The sequence below is a fragment of the Catenovulum sp. SX2 genome (assembly GCF_052056295.1).
Taxonomy (GTDB): Bacteria; Pseudomonadota; Gammaproteobacteria; order Enterobacterales; family Alteromonadaceae; genus Catenovulum.
The window spans coordinates 3,470,851-3,489,928 of sequence record NZ_CP182493.1; the positions used below are offsets into that span (position 1 = coordinate 3,470,851).

Annotated in this window: 12 protein-coding genes and 3 rRNA genes; 6 read left to right on the plus strand and 9 right to left on the minus strand. The window is 41.5% G+C overall.

Annotated features, from left to right (window positions below):
- Window positions 1-2 precede the first annotated feature (2 nt).
- The gene (locus ACMZOO_RS14565) at window positions 3-704 is read left to right on the plus strand and encodes a glycerophosphodiester phosphodiesterase (protein WP_440904058.1); all 702 of its coding nucleotides are present in this window, start codon (window positions 3-5) and stop codon (window positions 702-704) included.
- Here the strand turns inward: ACMZOO_RS14565 and ACMZOO_RS14570 are convergent.
- From ACMZOO_RS14570 to ACMZOO_RS14605, 8 genes are all read right to left on the minus strand, one after another.
- Window positions 691-1,242, minus strand: coding sequence for a hypothetical protein (locus ACMZOO_RS14570; RefSeq protein WP_440904060.1), 552 nt, complete (start codon window positions 1,240-1,242; stop codon window positions 691-693). The genes ACMZOO_RS14565 and ACMZOO_RS14570 overlap by 14 nt on opposite strands.
- Window positions 1,239-3,308, minus strand: coding sequence for a GNAT family N-acetyltransferase (locus ACMZOO_RS14575; protein WP_440904062.1), 2,070 nt, complete (start codon window positions 3,306-3,308; stop codon window positions 1,239-1,241). The genes ACMZOO_RS14570 and ACMZOO_RS14575 overlap by 4 nt, the downstream gene beginning before the upstream one ends.
- A gap of 46 nt (window positions 3,309-3,354) precedes the next feature.
- Window positions 3,355-4,098: a sporulation protein gene (locus ACMZOO_RS14580; RefSeq protein ID WP_440904064.1), complete on the minus strand. Its 744-nt coding sequence runs from the start codon at window positions 4,096-4,098 to the stop codon at window positions 3,355-3,357.
- Between the two features lie 102 nt (window positions 4,099-4,200).
- The gene (locus ACMZOO_RS14585; protein ID WP_440904066.1) at window positions 4,201-4,905 is read right to left on the minus strand and encodes a DUF3334 family protein; all 705 of its coding nucleotides are present in this window, start codon (window positions 4,903-4,905) and stop codon (window positions 4,201-4,203) included.
- A 132-nt stretch (window positions 4,906-5,037) separates the two neighbouring features.
- Complete coding sequence (locus tag ACMZOO_RS14590; protein ID WP_440904068.1) at window positions 5,038-6,771, minus strand: sugar phosphorylase; 1,734 nt, start codon at window positions 6,769-6,771, stop codon at window positions 5,038-5,040.
- 52 nt (window positions 6,772-6,823) lie between these two features.
- Window positions 6,824-8,053: a glycosyl transferase gene (locus ACMZOO_RS14595; protein WP_016956884.1), complete on the minus strand. Its 1,230-nt coding sequence runs from the start codon at window positions 8,051-8,053 to the stop codon at window positions 6,824-6,826.
- A gap of 69 nt (window positions 8,054-8,122) precedes the next feature.
- Window positions 8,123-8,941, minus strand: a complete 819-nt coding sequence (locus ACMZOO_RS14600) for an HAD-IIB family hydrolase (RefSeq protein WP_440904070.1) — start codon at window positions 8,939-8,941, stop codon at window positions 8,123-8,125.
- A complete protein-coding gene (locus tag ACMZOO_RS14605) occupies window positions 8,928-9,860 on the minus strand; it encodes a hypothetical protein (protein ID WP_440904071.1) in 933 nt (310 codons plus the stop codon). Before ACMZOO_RS14605 ends, ACMZOO_RS14600 begins: the two co-directional genes overlap by 14 nt.
- Before the next feature lie 237 nt (window positions 9,861-10,097).
- On the opposite strand from ACMZOO_RS14605, the gene ACMZOO_RS14610 reads away from it, so the two are divergent.
- Window positions 10,098-10,841 carry a dienelactone hydrolase family protein gene (locus ACMZOO_RS14610; RefSeq protein ID WP_440904072.1) on the plus strand — a complete coding sequence of 248 codons (744 nt, stop codon included), beginning with the start codon at window positions 10,098-10,100 and terminating at the stop codon, window positions 10,839-10,841.
- 36 nt (window positions 10,842-10,877) lie between these two features.
- Window positions 10,878-11,627, plus strand: coding sequence for a methylenetetrahydrofolate reductase (locus ACMZOO_RS14615; protein ID WP_440904073.1), 750 nt, complete (start codon window positions 10,878-10,880; stop codon window positions 11,625-11,627).
- Window positions 11,628-11,630: 3 nt separating this feature from the next.
- Here the strand turns inward: ACMZOO_RS14615 and ACMZOO_RS14620 are convergent, their stop codons facing one another.
- Entirely contained in the window at window positions 11,631-13,382 is a 1,752-nt protein-coding gene (locus tag ACMZOO_RS14620; protein WP_440904074.1) for a sensor histidine kinase, read from the minus strand.
- 536 nt (window positions 13,383-13,918) lie between these two features.
- Here ACMZOO_RS14620 and ACMZOO_RS14625 point away from each other — a divergent pair.
- The 3 genes from ACMZOO_RS14625 (at window position 13,919) to rrf (ending at window position 18,892) form a co-directional block, all read left to right on the plus strand.
- Window positions 13,919-15,446 (plus strand): 16S ribosomal RNA (locus ACMZOO_RS14625).
- 301 nt (window positions 15,447-15,747) lie between these two features.
- Window positions 15,748-18,626: ribosomal RNA gene (locus ACMZOO_RS14630) — 23S ribosomal RNA — on the plus strand.
- 152 nt (window positions 18,627-18,778) lie between these two features.
- Window positions 18,779-18,892, plus strand: a 5S ribosomal RNA gene (gene rrf / locus ACMZOO_RS14635).
- Together the 16S, 23S and 5S rRNA genes form the textbook arrangement of a ribosomal RNA operon.
- Window positions 18,893-19,078: the final 186 nt, after the last annotated feature.

The window sequence follows — 19,078 nt, forward strand, 5'->3', positions numbered from 1 at the left end:
AAATGTTTATTTGGGCACACAGAGGCGCGAGTGGCATAGCGCCGGAAAACACATTACAAGCGTTCGAACAAGCTATTGAAGCTGGTGCTGATGGCATTGAACTCGATGTACAAATTGTTGAAGATGTGCCTATTGTATTGCATGACGCTTGGCTACAGAAAACCACCAATGGATTGGGGTTAGTGCGCTCTTCAACACTAGAATATGTGCAAAGTTTAGATGCTGGCAATGGTCAAGCTGTACCAAGCTTGCAGCAAACTTTAGCTACAATTGCTGGGCGTTGCCAAGTTAACATAGAAATTAAAGCGCCGAATAGTGCAGGTTTAGTTGCGCAAGATATACAGTTGGCGCTTGATAATGCTTGGTTTAAACCTGAACAATTGATTGTATCTTCATTTGATCATAAACAATTGCAACAATTTGCCAGCTTAATGCCGAACATACGCATTGGCGCTTTGACTGCCTGTTTACCGACTGATAATAGTCGCTTCGCAGTTGAACTAAAGGCGTGGTCACTGCATTGCAACCGTGACTTTATTGATATAGAGCTAGTTAAAGACGCACAAGCTCAAGGTTTGAAAGTTTACGTTTATACGGTTAATCACGTAGAGGATATTACCTTGATGCAATCACTCGGCGTAGACGGTATTTTTACTGATTACCCAGCTAGAGCTATACAGTACTTTAAGGCTAATTGTCAGTAACAAAGGCGCGTGAAAAAGCCTTTATTGTTCTAATTTTTGCGAGTGCTTGTGCTGCGCTTTCATCTGTTTTAAACGGCCCCGCCAGAATTTTAATTGCGAACATTTGTTCAATTTTGTGTTTTATCGTGAATTCTAATTGGTTGGTCGGCAAGTTGTTATTTTTGGCTAAGTGGTTAGCGAAACCCTGTAACCACTCGGCTTGAGTTTGGTTAGACTGCTCACCTAAATCTATATATAACCTGTGATCTATCATTTCGATCTTAGCCTGTACTCTAACGCGTTTATCCGCGTTGATTAATTCGACAAATGCTTGTGCTGCCTGCTGTTGGCTGGTTAATCTCGACAGTACTGAAAATCTATCTTTGTTTTGTTGGGTATATTTTACCTGACTTGGCAAACCTAAATTTTCAATATATTGCCTATAGGTATCGACACATTTTTGTTTATGGCACGCTGCTGCTTGGATGTAGATGTTTTGCTGCGCGCTCAGTTTAAAACTGCATAAACATATTAAGCTTAAAATGACATAAAATTTCATTGTGCTGGACCCGTGTGCTGCATAAGCTCAGTGATGATCTGCCGTAGCCTTTTAATCAGTTGTTTTTGTCCGGATATATGGTATTTTTTGGCCACTGTACTAGGTGCTTGGCGTTTAAGTATAGTGTCTGCGAGTAAATTCTGCTGCTCTATAGGGAAAATGTGCATAATTGTGGTCGATTTGTCTAAGCAAAAGTTATATAGCTCAGGCAAAGCTGCATATAGGTTGGTGCTATGTTGTGCAAACCCTGAGATTAAACCTAACTTATAACTGCGAGTAGGCTGACTATTTTGTGCCAAGGAGGCGTACCATAACCACAATAAATGACCTGCTACGTCTTGATAATGACTTGGTAGAAAAAAGTCCAGTTGCCGCGCGCAGCCTTGCTGAATCTGCAGGTTTAGCTCAGTATTCGATTTGCTTAACATTTTTAAGCACAAGGTCGAAAATAGCCCGCTGTGATGTTCTGCTGTTGTACTGACTCTGGCTAATTTAAAATTATTTTTAAACCAAAAGTTGGCAACTGGATAACTCGCAGCAAAACTGCTCGCTAAATAATCTATATCTGACGCTTGTTGGCTTAGCCATTCAAGCATATTTGAAGCAATATTGTTATTGCGTAATGTTTCTGCAACGGCAATACGGACTACCCTTAAACCTTTTAATTGGCTGAATTCTACAATACCTGATTGTGCTGCAATAATTTGTGGCGTCAGATGGCCATTGGGTCGGCGTGTCCCATTAAGTACTTCATTGGCTAAAGCCGGAGCTAAATTTCCTTCTTCCGATAACAGGGTTGCCGCTATCACTTGACCCTGACTATTTTGCCCAATACACAATTTTAACGCGGGACTATCGAGCATGTGTTTTAAGTCGTTAGGCGTTGTTCGATAATGCGCTTGGCTTAATAAACCAAAAATTTCTACGACGAGTTGGTTATTGCCGACTAGCTCGGCAGATTGAATAAACTTGAATGATATCTTGTCGCTTTGATTATTGCTCAAACTTGGCTGATAGTTAGGCATGCAGATAGAGTTTAACCAATTTTCAAGTGGATCCTTAAGCGCCCAACGAATCGGCTTGGTTAACTCAAATGTTTCAACCAACTCATTATCCATACTAAGTTGTTTGATGAAGTGCTGGCTGAGTCCTTTACCTGATCCTTCATATCCTTGTTCTGTTGTTGCGTATATTACCCAGTTAAATTTTTGGCTAATGGCTCTGAGTAGTTGGCTCGGTAAGGCTGCAGCTTCGTCAACAATCAAAACGCTGTTGTTATTTTGTTTGCTACTAACGACTTGAGTGAGTTCATCTGGTGCGACAAAAGTTAAATTATCTTTGTCGCATTGCCATTTATCTAACCAGTTCCATACGGTTGTTAAGCATCTTTTCGCTGGGGCTGTAACGGTTATATGTGTCCCTTGTTGTAGGTACTCTTTCACCAAAGCCGCTAAAACGGTTGATTTCCCTCTGCCTCTGTCTGCTTTGATAAAATAATGCCCCTGTTTTTTTAACTTTGATAAGGCATTAAATATTGTTTGTTGTGCACTGGTTAAATCTGTTGGTTTAACAAATTTTTCTTCTAGTGCTTGAGGGAATGCATTGGTTGTTAATTCACAGTTATCGACGATAACACAGCCCGCCGTTTGCTGGCTAAGTTGCCATAGTCTTTGCATATAATATGAATAATTATGGCTTGCTTGATTGTATGGGTGGGGCAGGCTGCTGATATTGGTCGCATCTTGCTCGATAAAGGTTGGACTTAAGGTGAGTATTAATGCCCCACCATGTTGTATGCATCCAGCTAACGCACAGACAACATCTATATCAAAAAAGCTTGAACTATCGAGCCAAACATAATCTAGCTCTTGGCCTAGGTAGGCTTGTAAGTGTTTGTTATTTGTATTGAGCGTATCTGGATTAAAACCTGCTCGCCAATTTTGCTGATTTATTAATGTTTGTGCAATCTGATAGCGTGTTTCTATATCGCCTTTTATCAAGATTGGGCAACGCCAACCATTGTTGGTTAATTGACTGAATAAGGCAGAAGAAATAGTTGCTGTCATTTGGCGCTGTGGTTAGGTGTTATTTTGATGCCAGTATAGCAGCTTTTCAACTTTGGCTTAATTGCTCTTGCAGTTTGCTTTTATACAAATCAACCCTGTTGTCTTCAATGGTAAAACGAAACGAATTTGTGGTTTGATGAGAAAATTGTGCTTGATTAGCTATGTAAGCTTCGACAAAAACATCAAGATAATCATTGTACTGCTCAAATCTAAAGATCAAATCTAGCGACTTTTGCTCAACAAAGTTGTTTTTTCTGTATCTATACTTTTGTACGAACTGAGCTGCGTCATAGGAGTTATTTAATGGCTGATTCCAATGCGATTGGTGAACAAAATTAAGTGCATTAAGTAACTGAAACCAAGTGGATATATGCTCTGACGGCGCAATTTTAATTTCTGTCGATAAGTTATTGGCTGCTGAGGTTCCATGGTTTAACTTTAGTTCTAAGCTGTAATGACATATATCATTTGAAATGGGCGAAAATTTTGGCAAGTGAATCGAATAGAATTTTTGTAACTTTTGTTTTGCTGGAATAAAAAAGTCTCTATCAATATCACAGCTGACTAATTTTACTTGAACTGCATTAACATCACCTGAGATCTCATGTAAGTGGCAAATGAGTTCTACCTCTACATTATCTATATGTTGTTCTACCGCGCCACCATGATATTCAACAGAAAATGTCAGATCACTGCCTAAGGCATAGGCTTTTTCTTCCATATTCCAATGTATGCTGGCAGCTTGTTCTGTAGAGGTTAACTGGGTAAATATCCGCTTGAGCAAACTCATAATTAAACATCCAGTGTTTATTAAATGAACAAGTCGACTATAGCAGTTGTATGGCTGGGTTGGTAGATATTTTGCGGGGGAATGTCCCCGCAAAATTAATATTTATAATCCAAGTTCATCTAGTAAATCTTGGTCAACATCTGGGCCTTTTTTATTATTTTGGTTGTTTTCTTCTTCCATTTGCACAGAAGCACCACGAATAATGTCATCTGGGTCAAATTCTTCAGGGACAAAATCATGCAGTTTAATAAATTCAGTTCTATCCATCGCCATCTCTAGATAGAAAATATTGCCTTTTTGTGTGGTAAAAGTTACTCGGCGTGCTTGAGGTCTATCTAAATTCGTATCAATCGAAATAATCAACTGTTTATTTACCGTCAACATTTTCGGCTGACTTTGGGTAATAGAGGTTTGTAACTCTTTATGCACTAAACCTGTAAAGTCACCGAGTATCTGATTAAGTAATTCACCCATAACATTGGCAACATCATCTGAGGTGTGTTGCGAAGAGAGTTCTTCAATTGGAATGCCCATATTGGTCATATACTTTTGGTATATTTCGATAGCAGCAGCTGCGCTAAAGTTAATGACCACCAAACCTGAAAAGCCACCATCAAAAAGGACAAAAGAACCTATGTCGGGTTTTAAACTCGTTTTAGTGATTTTTTGCACTAAAGCTGAATAAGTCACTTGATTGGCATTTGCACCTGCTAACACGTCTGTCACTGATTTACACAACATGACTAAAATGTCGTCAGTTGAGACAAAAGTCGATTTTTTATTGGGCTTAACCGCCGGTTTATTCATATAAGTTCCTGCCAACAAATTGTTTTTATAAAAAGAATCACAATAGCTTGATAGCTATGTAACTTATTAAAAGTAGGTGGAACTTGCAACAAAGGCAAGGAGTTTGTTGGTAAAATTGCGCACTTAACTAGGCTAAGTGCGGTAATTAGTTAACCAAACGGCTTGATACGGTTTTAATACTAAGGTGCCACGTAAATCATTGATTGGTTGCTCTGCTATCAAATCAAACCAATGTTCAGTGTCAATTAAGTTAATTTCTGCCATTTCAATGTGTTGTTCCTGATCCGTCACGTTAAAAATGCAGAATATGCTTTGTTTTCGACTATGACTTTGACGCCAAAAACCAAGAATTTCTTCACCTAACTGCAAAGTAAATTGTACCGCATTTGGATGAAAGGCAGGTTGGGCGATGCGTTTTTCAATTAGCGCACACATACGTTTAAATACTTTGCTATGGTGAGAGAATTGGTTGGCTAACGCGTCTTCTAGTGCTTGAATATCCCACTGATGACGGTTAATGCTGCGATTATGGCTGGTATTATCCATGCGTTCATAATCATTGGTGGTGGCCAATAAACTATGAATATAAATACCAGGGATGCCTTCGAGCGCCAACATAACTGCATGCGCGCAGACAAACCTGTCAATTTGGTATTTGTCGGTACCTTTGAATGTACCTTGCAGCGCATCAAACAAACTGATGTTTAGCTCGTAAGGTTTGTTGCTGCCATTGGCAGTGCGCCAAGATACTTTACCGCCAAACATATTAACTGTGTTGGCTAGTGTGGCTAGTTCATCTTCATCAAGCAAACCCTCGGCAGGTCTTAAACCTATACCATCGTGTGATGCAATAAAATTGAAGTAGGTTGTACCTATTTGCGCGGGTGGCATACTCATCATCCAGCGCTTTAAATGTTTGCAGTTACCGGTAATTAGGGTGTTTACCAGCAAGGGTGGCAATGAGAAATTATATACACAGTGGGCTTCGTTACCGTTACCAAAATAACTTAGATTTTCATGATTGGGCACATTGGTTTCGGTAATGATTATTGCGTCTGGCACGGCATGTTCAACCAACACGCGCAATAGCCTTATCATTTCATGTGTTTGTGCTAAGTGAATACAGTTGGTGCCAACTTCTTTCCATAAAAAAGCCACCGCATCAAAGCGAAATATTTTAACCCCGCGGTCTAGATACAAGCGGGTGATTTTGACAAATTCGTATAAAACTTCAATCTGGCGAAAATCAAAATCAACTTGGTCATGGCTGAATGTACACCAGACATGTTTGGTGCCAGATGGAGTATTCACTTCTCGTAGCAAAGGACTGGTGCGTGGCCGTACCACTGAGTCTAAATCATCAGTCGGGTCTGCGGTAAAAAAGTAGTTTTTGCCCGGTTCTTTATCAAGCTTAAAATTTTCAAACCAGAGGCTGCGACTAGAACAGTGGTTTATCACTAAGTCAGCCATTAATCTAAAATCAGTTGAAATTGCCTCAACATCAACCCAGTCACCCAAAGAATCATTTACTTTGGAGTAATCCATTACCGCAAAACCGTCATCACTACTATATGGATAAAACGGCAGTATATGTATGCTGTTGATAATGCCTGCTAGATTATTTTTGAAAAAACCATGTAATGTGTGCAGTGGTTTTTCTTGTTCACGCAATAAACTATTGCCATAAGTAATGGCAATTATATCTTTCTGGCTCCAATGATTTTGATGATTGGGCGGGGTTGGGGTGGCTCTATCCAAGCGCATTAAAGTTAGCAGCTGCTGGCAGACTTCTGCTTCGTCTAATTCTGGATAAATAAACTTTAAATGTGTTTGAACCTTGTGTTCTAGTTCAGTTTCAATTGCCATTTTTACCACCCCATTTTTTGTTCGAATGTTATTTGTTGATAAATATTTTGGACTAACCGCCAAATTCCTCCATATCAGCCTCAACGGCTTGGATCATTTGTCCATATACATCTGGCACTGCACTTGAAACTCGGTTCCAACTTGGAATAAAAGGGGTTTCCATTGGGTTTTCTAAGAAGTGAATGCCTGCTTTTAAGATGTTGTGCGCGAATAATTCAACTGCTTGTTCTTCACTATGAATGTCGAAATTTAAGCCGTTAATAGTTGCGTCGTTACGATAGGTTTCAACAAAATCTAACGCAATTCGATAATAAGTCGCTTTGATTGAACGGAATGTTTCCGTGTTAAATACCACACCATTAGTTGCGAGTTTTCTAAAGATAGCTTTAGAAATATCAATCGACATTTTTGATAGACCACCTTCATCATTGTCTACTGATAAAGACTGATGTTTATGGTCGTAGGTATCGGCAATATCCACTTGGCACAATCTGTTAGTAGAATAATTGCGCTCCATCTCAGACAGTACACCAATTTCTAAACCCCAATCACTTGGAATTCTAATATCGTTGATCACGTCGGTTCTAAACGAAAATTCACCCGCTAGCGGGTAGCGGTAACTGTCTAAATATTCTAAATAATCTAGGTTGCCAAAAATCTTTTTTAACGCGCGAAGTAAGGGGGTTACAAGCAAGCGACTAACACGGCCATTAATTTTGCCATCTGCTACACGGGCATAATAACCTTTACAGAATTCGTAATTGAAAGTTGGGTTTGCAACAGGGTAGATTAATCTTGCGAGCAGCTTTCTGTCATAAGTTAATATGTCGCAATCATGTAATGCAACTGATGCGGCTTCGCCTGAGCCCAATACATAACCCAAGCAATACCAAACGTTACGACCTTTACCCAATTCTTTAGGGGCCAAACCTTCTTTTTGTAGTAAGGCGTCTATTTTTTGTAATCTTGGACCATCGTTCCATAACACTTTTACGTTTTGTGGTAATTTTGAGAAAAATTTAAGTGCATGGCGATATTCGTCTTCGGTTGCTCTGTCTAGACCAATGACGATTTGATTTAAATAAGGTACTTCCGCCAATTCGTTGATAATATTAGCTAAAGCTGGACCTTGAAGCTCTGAATATAAAGAAGGTAAAACAAGTGACAATGGACGGACTTTGGCAAACTCAGTGAGTTGATGCTCCATTTGTTCAATGGTTACACTGTCTCGTGACAAGTTGTGTAACGTTGTAATTACTCCATTTTGATAGAAATCACCCATACAGAATCCTCTTTTATTGACATAATTGTCGTTACTTTCCCAACTAAACATTAGTTGGTTCGATTTGTTCTAGCTGGTTGTTACTGGTTTTAATTGTTCGTTTGAATGTTGAAGCAATATGTGAGCCATAGTTTCATTCCAACCAGCGGGCCCACATAAATCACTATAAAAAACTTGTTGTTTTTTCTGAATTGTTGGAAAGGCTTTATGGCTTTTTATCCATACCGACACGTCAGCGGCTTCAAGCATGGCGCAATCATTTTGGCTATCGCCTAAAGCTATTGTTATAACAGGGGTTTGCCACAAGGTTTGGTATTGGTTTTTTAACTCCAATAGCGCCTTGCCTTTATCGCATTGACCTTGAACTGACAGGAAACGTCCGCCTTGCAAAGCTAAATAATTTTTCTGTTCTAACTGGCGGATAAATTCAGCTTTCGTTACTTCATTTCCAGAATATAAAAGTGGTTCAGAGTATTGTCGCTGGCTACTGAGTTCTGCTTCTTCTGACGATAGTCCAGTATTTTGAATTATTTGTTGATTACTCCAATCGTTGAATCCTGAAAATTCATGGCCTTGCTCTCGCAGCGAGGCTAATTCAACTAAGATTTGTTGTCGGCTTGCACCAATTGTGTGCAATGTTTGTTCGGCATCTTTTGCGTCAGCTGGATAAATCGCAGAGCCATTTTCTACGATAAAAGGTGCAGATAAACCAATTTGTTGATGTAATTGTTTAACTTCAGCAAAGGTTTTACTGGTATTACAAATAACAGGAATATTGAGTTCGGCTAATTGTTGTAATGCTGGTTTAGCGGCTTGCCACGAGTAATCGTCATGATCAAGCAAAGTACCATCCATGTCGGTAAAAACCAGCAATCTAGCTGAAGTCATAAGCGGCTCCTTTGGCTTTTACAAATTGTTGTTGTTCGTTTAGCTCTATCACTAAGTTGGCATAATCTGGTAATGATTCTAATGCATGCTCTGTGAGCCTTTGATAGTGTTGAATAAATCGATTCAGTTCCGCTTGATCCATAGTAAAACGGGTGGATTGTTGCGAGATAAGCTTGTCTTCTTGGTTTTTCCGCCATTTATACACACAATCGAACGAAGGTGCCTTGAGCATAATGAGTTGATCAAACATATTAAATAAATCTGGGTAGTGCTCTTCAAGTTGAGCATTGACAAATTTACGCCAGCGACCATTGCTGTCTTCCATCTGCTCTAGTTGGTTTATCGGGGTGTACAAGTCAGCTGGGTTTTGTGCTTGTAAACCCATGCACCAACCTTCAAGTATCACAATATCTACTGGAGCGGCCACTTTGTCCCAGAGGTGTTTTTCTGCTCTATCATCATAAGCTTTATTAAAACGTACAAGTTGGACATTATTATGAAGCTCACTGAGTTTTTTTAATGTTTCTATCGCTAATGGAATATCGTGTGTGCCTGGCACACCACGGGTGGCCAAGAGTGGGTGGATATGTTCAGCTAAATGTTTACGCTCTTTACGCGTTAAGTAAAAATCATCTATTGATAAATTAGCGACAGACAGGTCGAATTGATGTTCGAAGATGCACTGTAGAAAAGCTGCCATAGTCGATTTACCACTACCTTGGCTGCCGTTTATCGCCAGATAATAAGTTTGTCCCTTCTGTTGTTTAAGCTCGGTAATTTGTTTGGCAATCGGCCAGTACCAGTCTTTCACTGTATCAATAAAAGATGTTGGTAATTTATGTGTTTGCATTAAATTACTGACAGCGGTTAAACACTGCTTAGACAGTGCCGTCGGTTGGCAGAGAGTGGTTGTTGACATTAGCTGCTCCATGTTAGTGCTGAATATAGGTAACTCGGTAGAACTTTGTTGCCTTTATCTGTATCAAGCAAATTCAGCGCCAATCCTTGTTAATGACTTAATTAGCGACAAATTAAGCATAGCAAAAAAATTGTTTTGCGACAGGAGATAGAGAAAAAACTAAATGGCTGGAAAACTTTATACCCAAGTAGCTTGGGTATATAATGCGCGGCCAAAAGCGCTAAATTAGGATTTTTCATGATTATTCAAACTGAATTTGTCGACTTGCCAACGCCAACAGGCACTATGAGAACATATATATATCGTCCGCAAGCGGAAGGTTCGTATCCTGCGATAATTTATTACTCAGAAATATTTCAGCAAACCGCACCTATCGCACGTTCTGCCGCATTAATGGCTGGGCACGGTTTTGTTGTATTGGTTCCGGAAGTTTTTCATGAATTAAATCCAATCGGTACTGTGTTAGGTTATGATGATGAAGGTAAAGACAAAGGCAATGCAGATAAGTTTGCCAAACCTTTAGAAAGCCATGACTCTGATGTTGTTGCTATGTATGATTTTTTACAGCAACAAGCTTATTGTACTGGCAAAGTTGGTGCTATGGGGGTTTGTATTGGTGGTCACTTGGCATACCGTGCTGCGATCAACCCAAATATACTTTCCGCTGTTTGTTTATATGCAACAGATATTCATTCAAACACCTTACCGAGTGAAGAAAACGGCGACTCATTAACTCGTACTAAAGAAATTCAAGGGGAGTTAATGATGATTTGGGGTAAACAAGACCCACATGTCCCTGATGCAGGGCGTTTTTTAGTTCATCAAAATTTGCTTGATAGCAAAGTTAAGTTTACTTGGCATGAATTTAATGCTGCCCATGCATTTATGCGTGATGAAGGGTTAGATAGATTCGATCCAGAATTAGCCTTAACAGTTTATAAAATGGCTGTTGATTTATTTAGAAGAAGCTTACTTGCGTAATTTCGGTTTAAATTAGCTCAGTAAGTGTGAGGATATATGAATATTTCGTTTGAAGTCGTCCCAAGGACTGAAGAAGCAACTTTTGAACAATTAGAATTTGTTGAACAAAATTTGCCTTTTGTAGACACAATTAATATACCTGATTTGTTGCGTTTGCCTATTCGCAGTTGGGACGGTGCTAAGTTGGTTAATCGTCAAAAGTATCGTTACATTCCACATGTACGTGCGATTGATTTTGATATTAAATCAACTCGATTGCAGCAAATTATCGAAGCTAATGAGTTAGATAAAATATTATTGGTCACAGGTGATCCACCACCAGATAGAACTCATTTAGTTTATTCAACAGACGTAGTGGATTTAATTAAGGTCATACGAAAAGATTTCCCTAATATCGAAATTTATTGTGGCTTTGACCCATATCGTCATGGTGTTAAACAAGAAAAAGACTATATCTTAGATAAGTTTGAAGCAGGGGCTGATTACATTTTATCGCAGCCATTTTTTGATACGCGTTTGTTAGATATATATGCTGATTTTTTACCAGCAGATAAAGTGTATTGGGGGGTTTCTCCAGTTATTACTGAGCGTAGCCAAGCGTATTGGGAAAATGTTAATAAGGTAGTATTCCCATCTGACTTTAAACCAGACTATGATTGGAATACGGATTTTGCAGTAAAAGTACTGAAACATTGTCAGCAGACAGGTTCACACTGTTATTTCATGCCAATTCGTATCGATCTACAAAAATACTTCTTGCCAATTCGCCAAGCAATGAATTGGTAAAGTTTAAGCAAGTGCTTGCATTTCAGTTACTTTAGGTATGGTAATACTGTAATGCAAGCCTTTGCCCAATTCACTTTTAGCACTAATACTGCCATTTAGCGTTTGTTTAACTAAGTTGTAGGTAATATGGGTGCCTAAACCAGAACCACCTTTTTCACGTTTAGTGGTAAAAAATGGGTCAAATAGTTTATTGAGGATTTCTTTGCTAACACCTTTACCATTATCGTGGTATTCAATTTGGATCTCTTCACCTAGGTCGGTGATTTCAATATCGATCTGACCCTGTTTCACCCGCTCAAATCCGTGGATCACTGAGTTCATAATTAAGTTGGTAAAAATTTGTGAAATAGCACCCGCTGGACAACGCATATCTAATTGTTCTGGGCATGCCACTGAAATTTTATGCTGAGTTTTCTTTAAATGTGGATTAAGAGATTTAATGATGTCGTGGACGTAATGATTGAGTTCGATATCTCGAATGGCTTCACTCGCTTGATCAACCGCTATCTGTTTAAAACTAGCAACTAAATCAGAAGCGCGTTTTAAATTAGAGGTGATTAGGTTGATGCTTTCTTCTGCATCCTTGACATATTTTTGCAAGTGTTTTGGTGTCAGAGTTTTTTCTTCAAAGTGTTTATTTAACACACGAATTTGTTCAGTTAAATAACTGCTGGCTGTTACGCTGACTCCTATTGGTGTATTAACATCATGGGCGATGCCGGCAACTAAGCCGCCAAGAGAGGCCATTTTTTCGGACTCTACAAGTTGACCTTGTGCCGATTTTAGCTCGTGCAACGAGGCTTCAAGTTCTTTTTGTTTAACCAATAATGCTTGCTCGGCGTGTTTACGGGTTTCGATACCTTGCCTTAATTCATTACGACTGCCTTCAAGCTCCTTTTTCTGTTCTTCTAAATCAAGCATAACCCGACTCAAATTTGCGGTTTTGCGCGCAACTTCTTGTTCAAGCATTAGATTCTGGTCGTCAAGCTTACTATTGGCTTCAACTAAACGACTGTGAGCTGACTCTAGTTCTTTGTTGTAGTCGATTAAACGATCAATTAAGCCATTGTAAGCATCTTGCAACACTGATAATTCATTGTGCTCGGCCTGATCTAGATTAATTTTAGATTTTGCAAGGCGCTCAATATCAAAGTCTTCTATCTGTTCTGTTAATTCGTATAAAGGTCTAGAGAGTAAAGTTCTAAAAGTGAGCCAAATGATGATAAATAAACTCAAGGTAATAAAAACCGCTTTAAACATTAATAAGAACAGCGGAATTTTTATTCTTTCTATAATGATATTTCGAGAGGAAATAAGTGTCACATCACCAACTTGAATTGGTCGGCCAGAAAACTCAAATATAAGAGGATATATGTAGCCGAATAGTCCATCTGGATTTTTATTGATAATGACAGAGTCTTTGTTGTAGTTCACATCGAGATTATCATTAACTATGGCGTCACCAAGTCGAGAAATGACTTGGCCATTTTCGTCACGTAAAATAATACCTTCTATAGAAGGCATAGCTAACAAACCTTGAGCAATAGTTACGGATTGCTGAACATTTAACTCCCAAATTGCTCGAGTGAGACTACCGCTGAAGGTTTTTTGTAGGGTTTTTAATTCGTCTTCAATGTGACTTTTGGTGATGTAGTACTCACTAACGACTTGCACAGCAGTCACTATGACAGTTAAGAGTAAGTATATGGTCAGTACTTTGGTTAAAAGCTTACGAGAAATACTAAGTTGTTTCATCTAGTTAGTAATTTTTGAAAACACCACATAAACACTATAGGCGCAACTTAAAGAAAATGCCTAACTCAATACGACATTTAAATGTAGTTTCATTGTGGCACTTGTTGGGAAATATAACCTAAGCTGTAACAAGATTGTTTGATTTGTACGTTAACTGAACAAACAAAACTTTTATCAATAAATATTTAAAAAAATCGTTGACGCCCATTCTTTTCTCCCTATAATGCGCCACCACAACGCAGCGACGCGGTGAAGTTCAACTCCTCCAAATCCTGCTAGCTTGAATCAAAAACTTGTTTTTAAAACTTATCTAAAAAGCTTAAAAATAAAAGGTTGACAAGCGAAATGAGAAGCGTAGAATGCGCGCCTCACTTAACGAGTTAAACATAAGTTGCTCGCTAAAATGTTCTTTAAAAATTAGTAACCTTATTTATCTGTGTGGGCACTCGCATAGTTTGAATAGATAAAAAATATTCAATCTATCAGAAGTGACATACTTGTTAATTCAGTAAGATTGAGACAAAGATTAAAACTTTTTTATGAAGAGTTTGATCATGGCTCAGATTGAACGCTGGCGGCAGGCCTAACACATGCAAGTCGAGCGGTAACATATCTAGCTTGCTAGATGATGACGAGCGGCGGACGGGTGAGTAATGCTTGGGGATCTGCCTTGTTGTGGGGGATAACCATTGGAAACGATGGCTAATACCGCATAATACCTACGGGTTAAAGAGGGCTTCGGCTCTTGCGACGAGATGAACCCAAGTGAGATTAGCTAGTTGGTGAGGTAATGGCTCACCAAGGCGACGATCTCTAGCTGGTTTGAGAGGATGATCAGCCACACTGGGACTGAGACACGGCCCAGACTCCTACGGGAGGCAGCAGTGGGGAATATTGCACAATGGGCGCAAGCCTGATGCAGCCATGCCGCGTGTGTGAAGAAGGCCTTCGGGTTGTAAAGCACTTTCAGTTGTGAGGAAAGGGTAGTAGTTAATACCTGCTATCTGTGACGTTAACAACAGAAGAAGCACCGGCTAACTCCGTGCCAGCAGCCGCGGTAATACGGAGGGTGCAAGCGTTAATCGGAATTACTGGGCGTAAAGCGCACGTAGGTGGATAGATAAGCTGGGTGTGAAAAACCGGGGCTCAACCTCGGCCGTGCATTCAGAACTGTCTGTCTAGAGTAAGGGAGAGGGGGGTAGAATTCCAGGTGTAGCGGTGAAATGCGTAGAGATCTGGAGGAATACCGGTGGCGAAGGCGGCCCCCTGGCCCATTACTGACACTGAGGTGCGAAAGCGTGGGTAGCGAACAGGATTAGATACCCTGGTAGTCCACGCCGTAAACGATGTCTACTTGCTGTTTGTGCATTTAATGCGTGAGTAGCGAAGCTAACGCGCTAAGTAGACCGCCTGGGGAGTACGGCCGCAAGGTTAAAACTCAAATGAATTGACGGGGGCCCGCACAAGCGGTGGAGCATGTGGTTTAATTCGATGCAACGCGAAGAACCTTACCATCCCTTGACATCCAGAGAATTTAGCAGAGATGCTTTAGTGCCTTCGGGAACTCTGAGACAGGTGCTGCATGGCTGTCGTCAGCTCGTGTTGTGAAATGTTGGGTTAAGTCCCGCAACGAGCGCAACCCTTATCCTTAGTTGCCAGCATTAAGTTGGGGACTCTAAGGAGACTGCCGGTGATAAACCGGAGGAAGGTGGGGACGACGTCAAGTCATCATGGCCCTTACGGGATGGGCTACACACGTGCTACAATGGACAGTACAGAGGGCAGCTAACTTGCGAGAGTACGCGAATCCCTTAAAGCTGTTCGTAGTCCGGATTGGAGTCTGCAACTCGACTCCATGAAGTCGGAATCGCTAGTAATCGCAGATCAGAATGCTGCGGTGAATACGTTCCCGGGCCTTGTACACACCGCCCGTCACACCATGGGAGTGGGCTGCAAAAGAAGTAGGTAGCTTAACATTGGGCGCTTACCACTTTGTGGTTCATGACTGGGGTGAAGTCGTAACAAGGTAGCCCTAGGGGAACCTGGGGCTGGATCACCTCCTTAACGAAGCTATTAAACGTGCTGAGTGTTCACACAGATAAATAACGGTACTAATAATTAAGAACGACGAGAAGTTATCGCTAAGATGCTTACCTAAGTGTATTAGCAATGACTTAACGTCAAATGCTCTTTAACAATCTGAAAAAGTAAAAGCTAAAATTAAATTTTTAAGTTCAATTTTAAATCTGATCTAACGAGTTTAATCAAGCAAACCAAGTATTCTAATCCAGAATATATCGAAAGATATATTCAAATAAACGAAGCGTTGTTTAATTTTATAATCTGATAAACATTCGGGTTGTATGGTTAAGTGACTAAGCGTGCACGGTGGATGCCTTGGCAATTGGAGGCGATGAAGGACGTGTTAATCTGCGATAAGCTTGGTCGAGTCGATAAAAGACGCATGAGACCAAGATTTCCGAATGGGGCAACCCACTCTTTTAGAGTATCTTACAGTGAATACATAGCTGTAAGAAGCAAACCCGGAGAACTGAAACATCTAAGTACCCGGAGGAACAGAAATCAACCGAGATTCCGTCAGTAGCGGCGAGCGAAAGCGGAACAGCCGATATCATAGAGTTCAGCAGAACATTCTGGAAAGTTTGACCATAGTAGGTGATAGTCCTGTATGCGAAAAGCTTTATGATACATATTAAGTAGGTCGGGACACGTGTTATCTTGACTGAATATGGGGGGACCATCCTCCAAGGCTAAATACTCCCAATTGACCGATAGTGAACCAGTACCGTGAGGGAAAGGCGAAAAGAACCCCTGTAAGGGGAGTGAAATAGAACCTGAAACCGTGTACGTACAAGCAGTGGGAGCAGACTTGTTCTGTGACTGCGTACCTTTTGTATAATGGGTCAGCGACTTATATTCAGTAGCAAGGTTAACCTTTTAGGGGAGCCGTAGCGAAAGCGAGTGTTAACTGCGCGTTCAGTTGCTGGGTATAGACCCGAAACCCGGCGATCTACCCATGGGCAGGTTGAAGGTTGAGTAACATCAACTGGAGGACCGAACTCACTAATGTTGAAAAATTAGGAGATGACCTGTGGGTCGGAGTGAAAGGCTAATCAAGCCGGGAGATAGCTGGTTCTCCCCGAAAGCTATTTAGGTAGCGCCTCGGACGAATACCACTGGGGGTAGAGCACTGTTAAGGCTAGGGGGTCATCCCGACTTACCAACCCTTTGCAAACTCCGAATACCAGTGAGTACTATCCGGGAGACACACGGCGGGTGCTAACGTCCGTCGTGAAGAGGGCAACAACCCAGACCGCCAGCTAAGGTCCCAAATACTAATTAAGTGGGAAACGATGTGGGAAGGCTTAGACAGCTAGGAGGTTGGCTTAGAAGCAGCCACCCTTTAAAGAAAGCGTAATAGCTCACTAGTCGAGTCGGCCTGCGCGGAAGATGTAACGGGGCTAAATTAGTAACCGAAGCTGCGGATTCATACTTTGTATGAGTGGTAGGGGAGCGTTCTGTAAGCTGTTGAAGGTGTGTTGTAAAGCATGCTGGAGGTATCAGAAGTGCGAATGCTGACATGAGTAACGATAAAGCGGGTGAAAAACCCGCTCGCCGAAAGACCAAGGTTTCCTGTCCCATGCTAATCAGGGCAGGGTAAGTCGGCCCCTAAGGCGAGGCAGAGATGCGTAGTCGATGGGAAACAGGTTAATATTCCTGTACTTTTATTAACTGCGATGGAGAGACGGAGAAGGCTAAACTAGCTTGGCGTTGGTTGTCCAAGTGAAAGTAAGTAGGCTAAAGTTCTAGGCAAATCCGGAACTTTATTAGGCTGAGATACGAGACGAGCTACCAAGGTAGCGAAGTAGTTGATGCCCGGCTTCCAGGAAAATCTTCTAAGCATCAGGTTAATAAGAACCGTACCCGAAACCGACACAGGTGGTCAGGTAGAGAATACTAAGGCGCTTGAGAGAACCCGGGTGAAGGAACTAGGCAAAATAGTACCGTAACTTCGGGAGAAGGTACGCCACGTTATTGTGAAGGGCTTTACGCCTGGAGCGAGAGGTGGTCGAAGTAACCAGGTGGCTGGAACTGTTTATTAAAAACACAGCACTGTGCAAAATCGAAAGATGACGTATACGGTGTGACACCTGCCCGGTGCCGGAAGGTTAATTGATGGGGTTATCCTTATGGAGAAGCTCTTGATCGAAGCCCCGGTAAACGGCGGCCGTAACTATAACGGTCCTAAGGTAGCGAAATTCCTTGTCGGGTAAGTTCCGACCTGCACGAATGGTGTAATCATGGCCACGCTGTCTCCACCCGGGACTCAGTGAAATTGAACTTGCTGTGAAGATGCAGTGTACCCGCGGCTAGACGGAAAGACCCCGTGAACCTTTACTATAGCTTGGCAGTGAACATTGAACCTACATGTGTAGGATAGGTGGGAGGCTTTGAAGCATGTACGCCAGTATGTGTGGAGCCATCCTTGAAATACCACCCTTGTATGTTTGATGTTCTAACGTAGTCCCATAATCTGGGATGCGGACATTGCCTGGTGGGTAGTTTGACTGGGGCGGTCTCCTCCCAAAGCGTAACGGAGGAGCACGAAGGTTGGCTAAGTACGGTCGGACATCGTACGGTTAGTGCAATGGCATAAGCCAGCTTAACTGCGAGACAGACACGTCGAGCAGGTGCGAAAGCAGGTCATAGTGATCCGGTGGTTCTGAATGGAAGGGCCATCGCTCAACGGATAAAAGGTACTCCGGGGATAACAGGCTGATACCGCCCAAGAGTTCATATCGACGGCGGTGTTTGGCACCTCGATGTCGGCTCATCACATCCTGGGGCTGAAGTCGGTCCCAAGGGTATGGCTGTTCGCCATTTAAAGTGGTACGCGAGCTGGGTTTAGAACGTCGTGAGACAGTTCGGTCCCTATCTGCCGTGGGCGTTTGAGAATTGAGGGGGGCTTCTCCTAGTACGAGAGGACCGGAGTGGACGAACCTCTGGTGTTCCGGTTGTTCTGCCAAGAGCATTGCCGGGTAGCTAAGTTCGGAATCGATAACCGCTGAAAGCATCTAAGCGGGAAGCGAGCCCCGAGATGAGTTGTCACAGACCCTTGAGGTCCTGTAGGGCCCTTGTAGACTACGAGGTTGATAGGTTGGGTGTGTAAGTGCTGTGAGGCATTGAGCTAACCAATACTAATTGCCCGTGCGGCTTAACCATACAACGCCAAATGTTTATTGGGTTGCGAAGAATACAAAGATAGTTGTTTGATTAAATAGATTAGATAAACAACAGATTGAAATAGAACTTAAAGATTAAGCTTTTACAAATTCAGATTGGTGATTAAGAAATTAATCACGAGACAGTTTATGCCTGGCGGCGATAGCATTGTGGAACCACCTGAACCATTTCGAACTCAGAAGTGAAACACAATAGCGGCGATGGTAGTGTGGGAGTTCCCATGTGAGAGTAGCACACTGCCAGGCTTTTAATTTAAGAAGAACCCCAACTCAATGAGTTGGGGTTTTTTCGTTTATAGTCTGTAAATATTCGAGGCGGGGTTTTTTCGTTTATAGTCTGTAAATATTCGAGGCGGGGTTTTTTCGTTTATAGTCTGTAAATATTCGAGGCGGGCTTTTTCCATCCGTTGCTGTGCATCTGTTATATCCGGT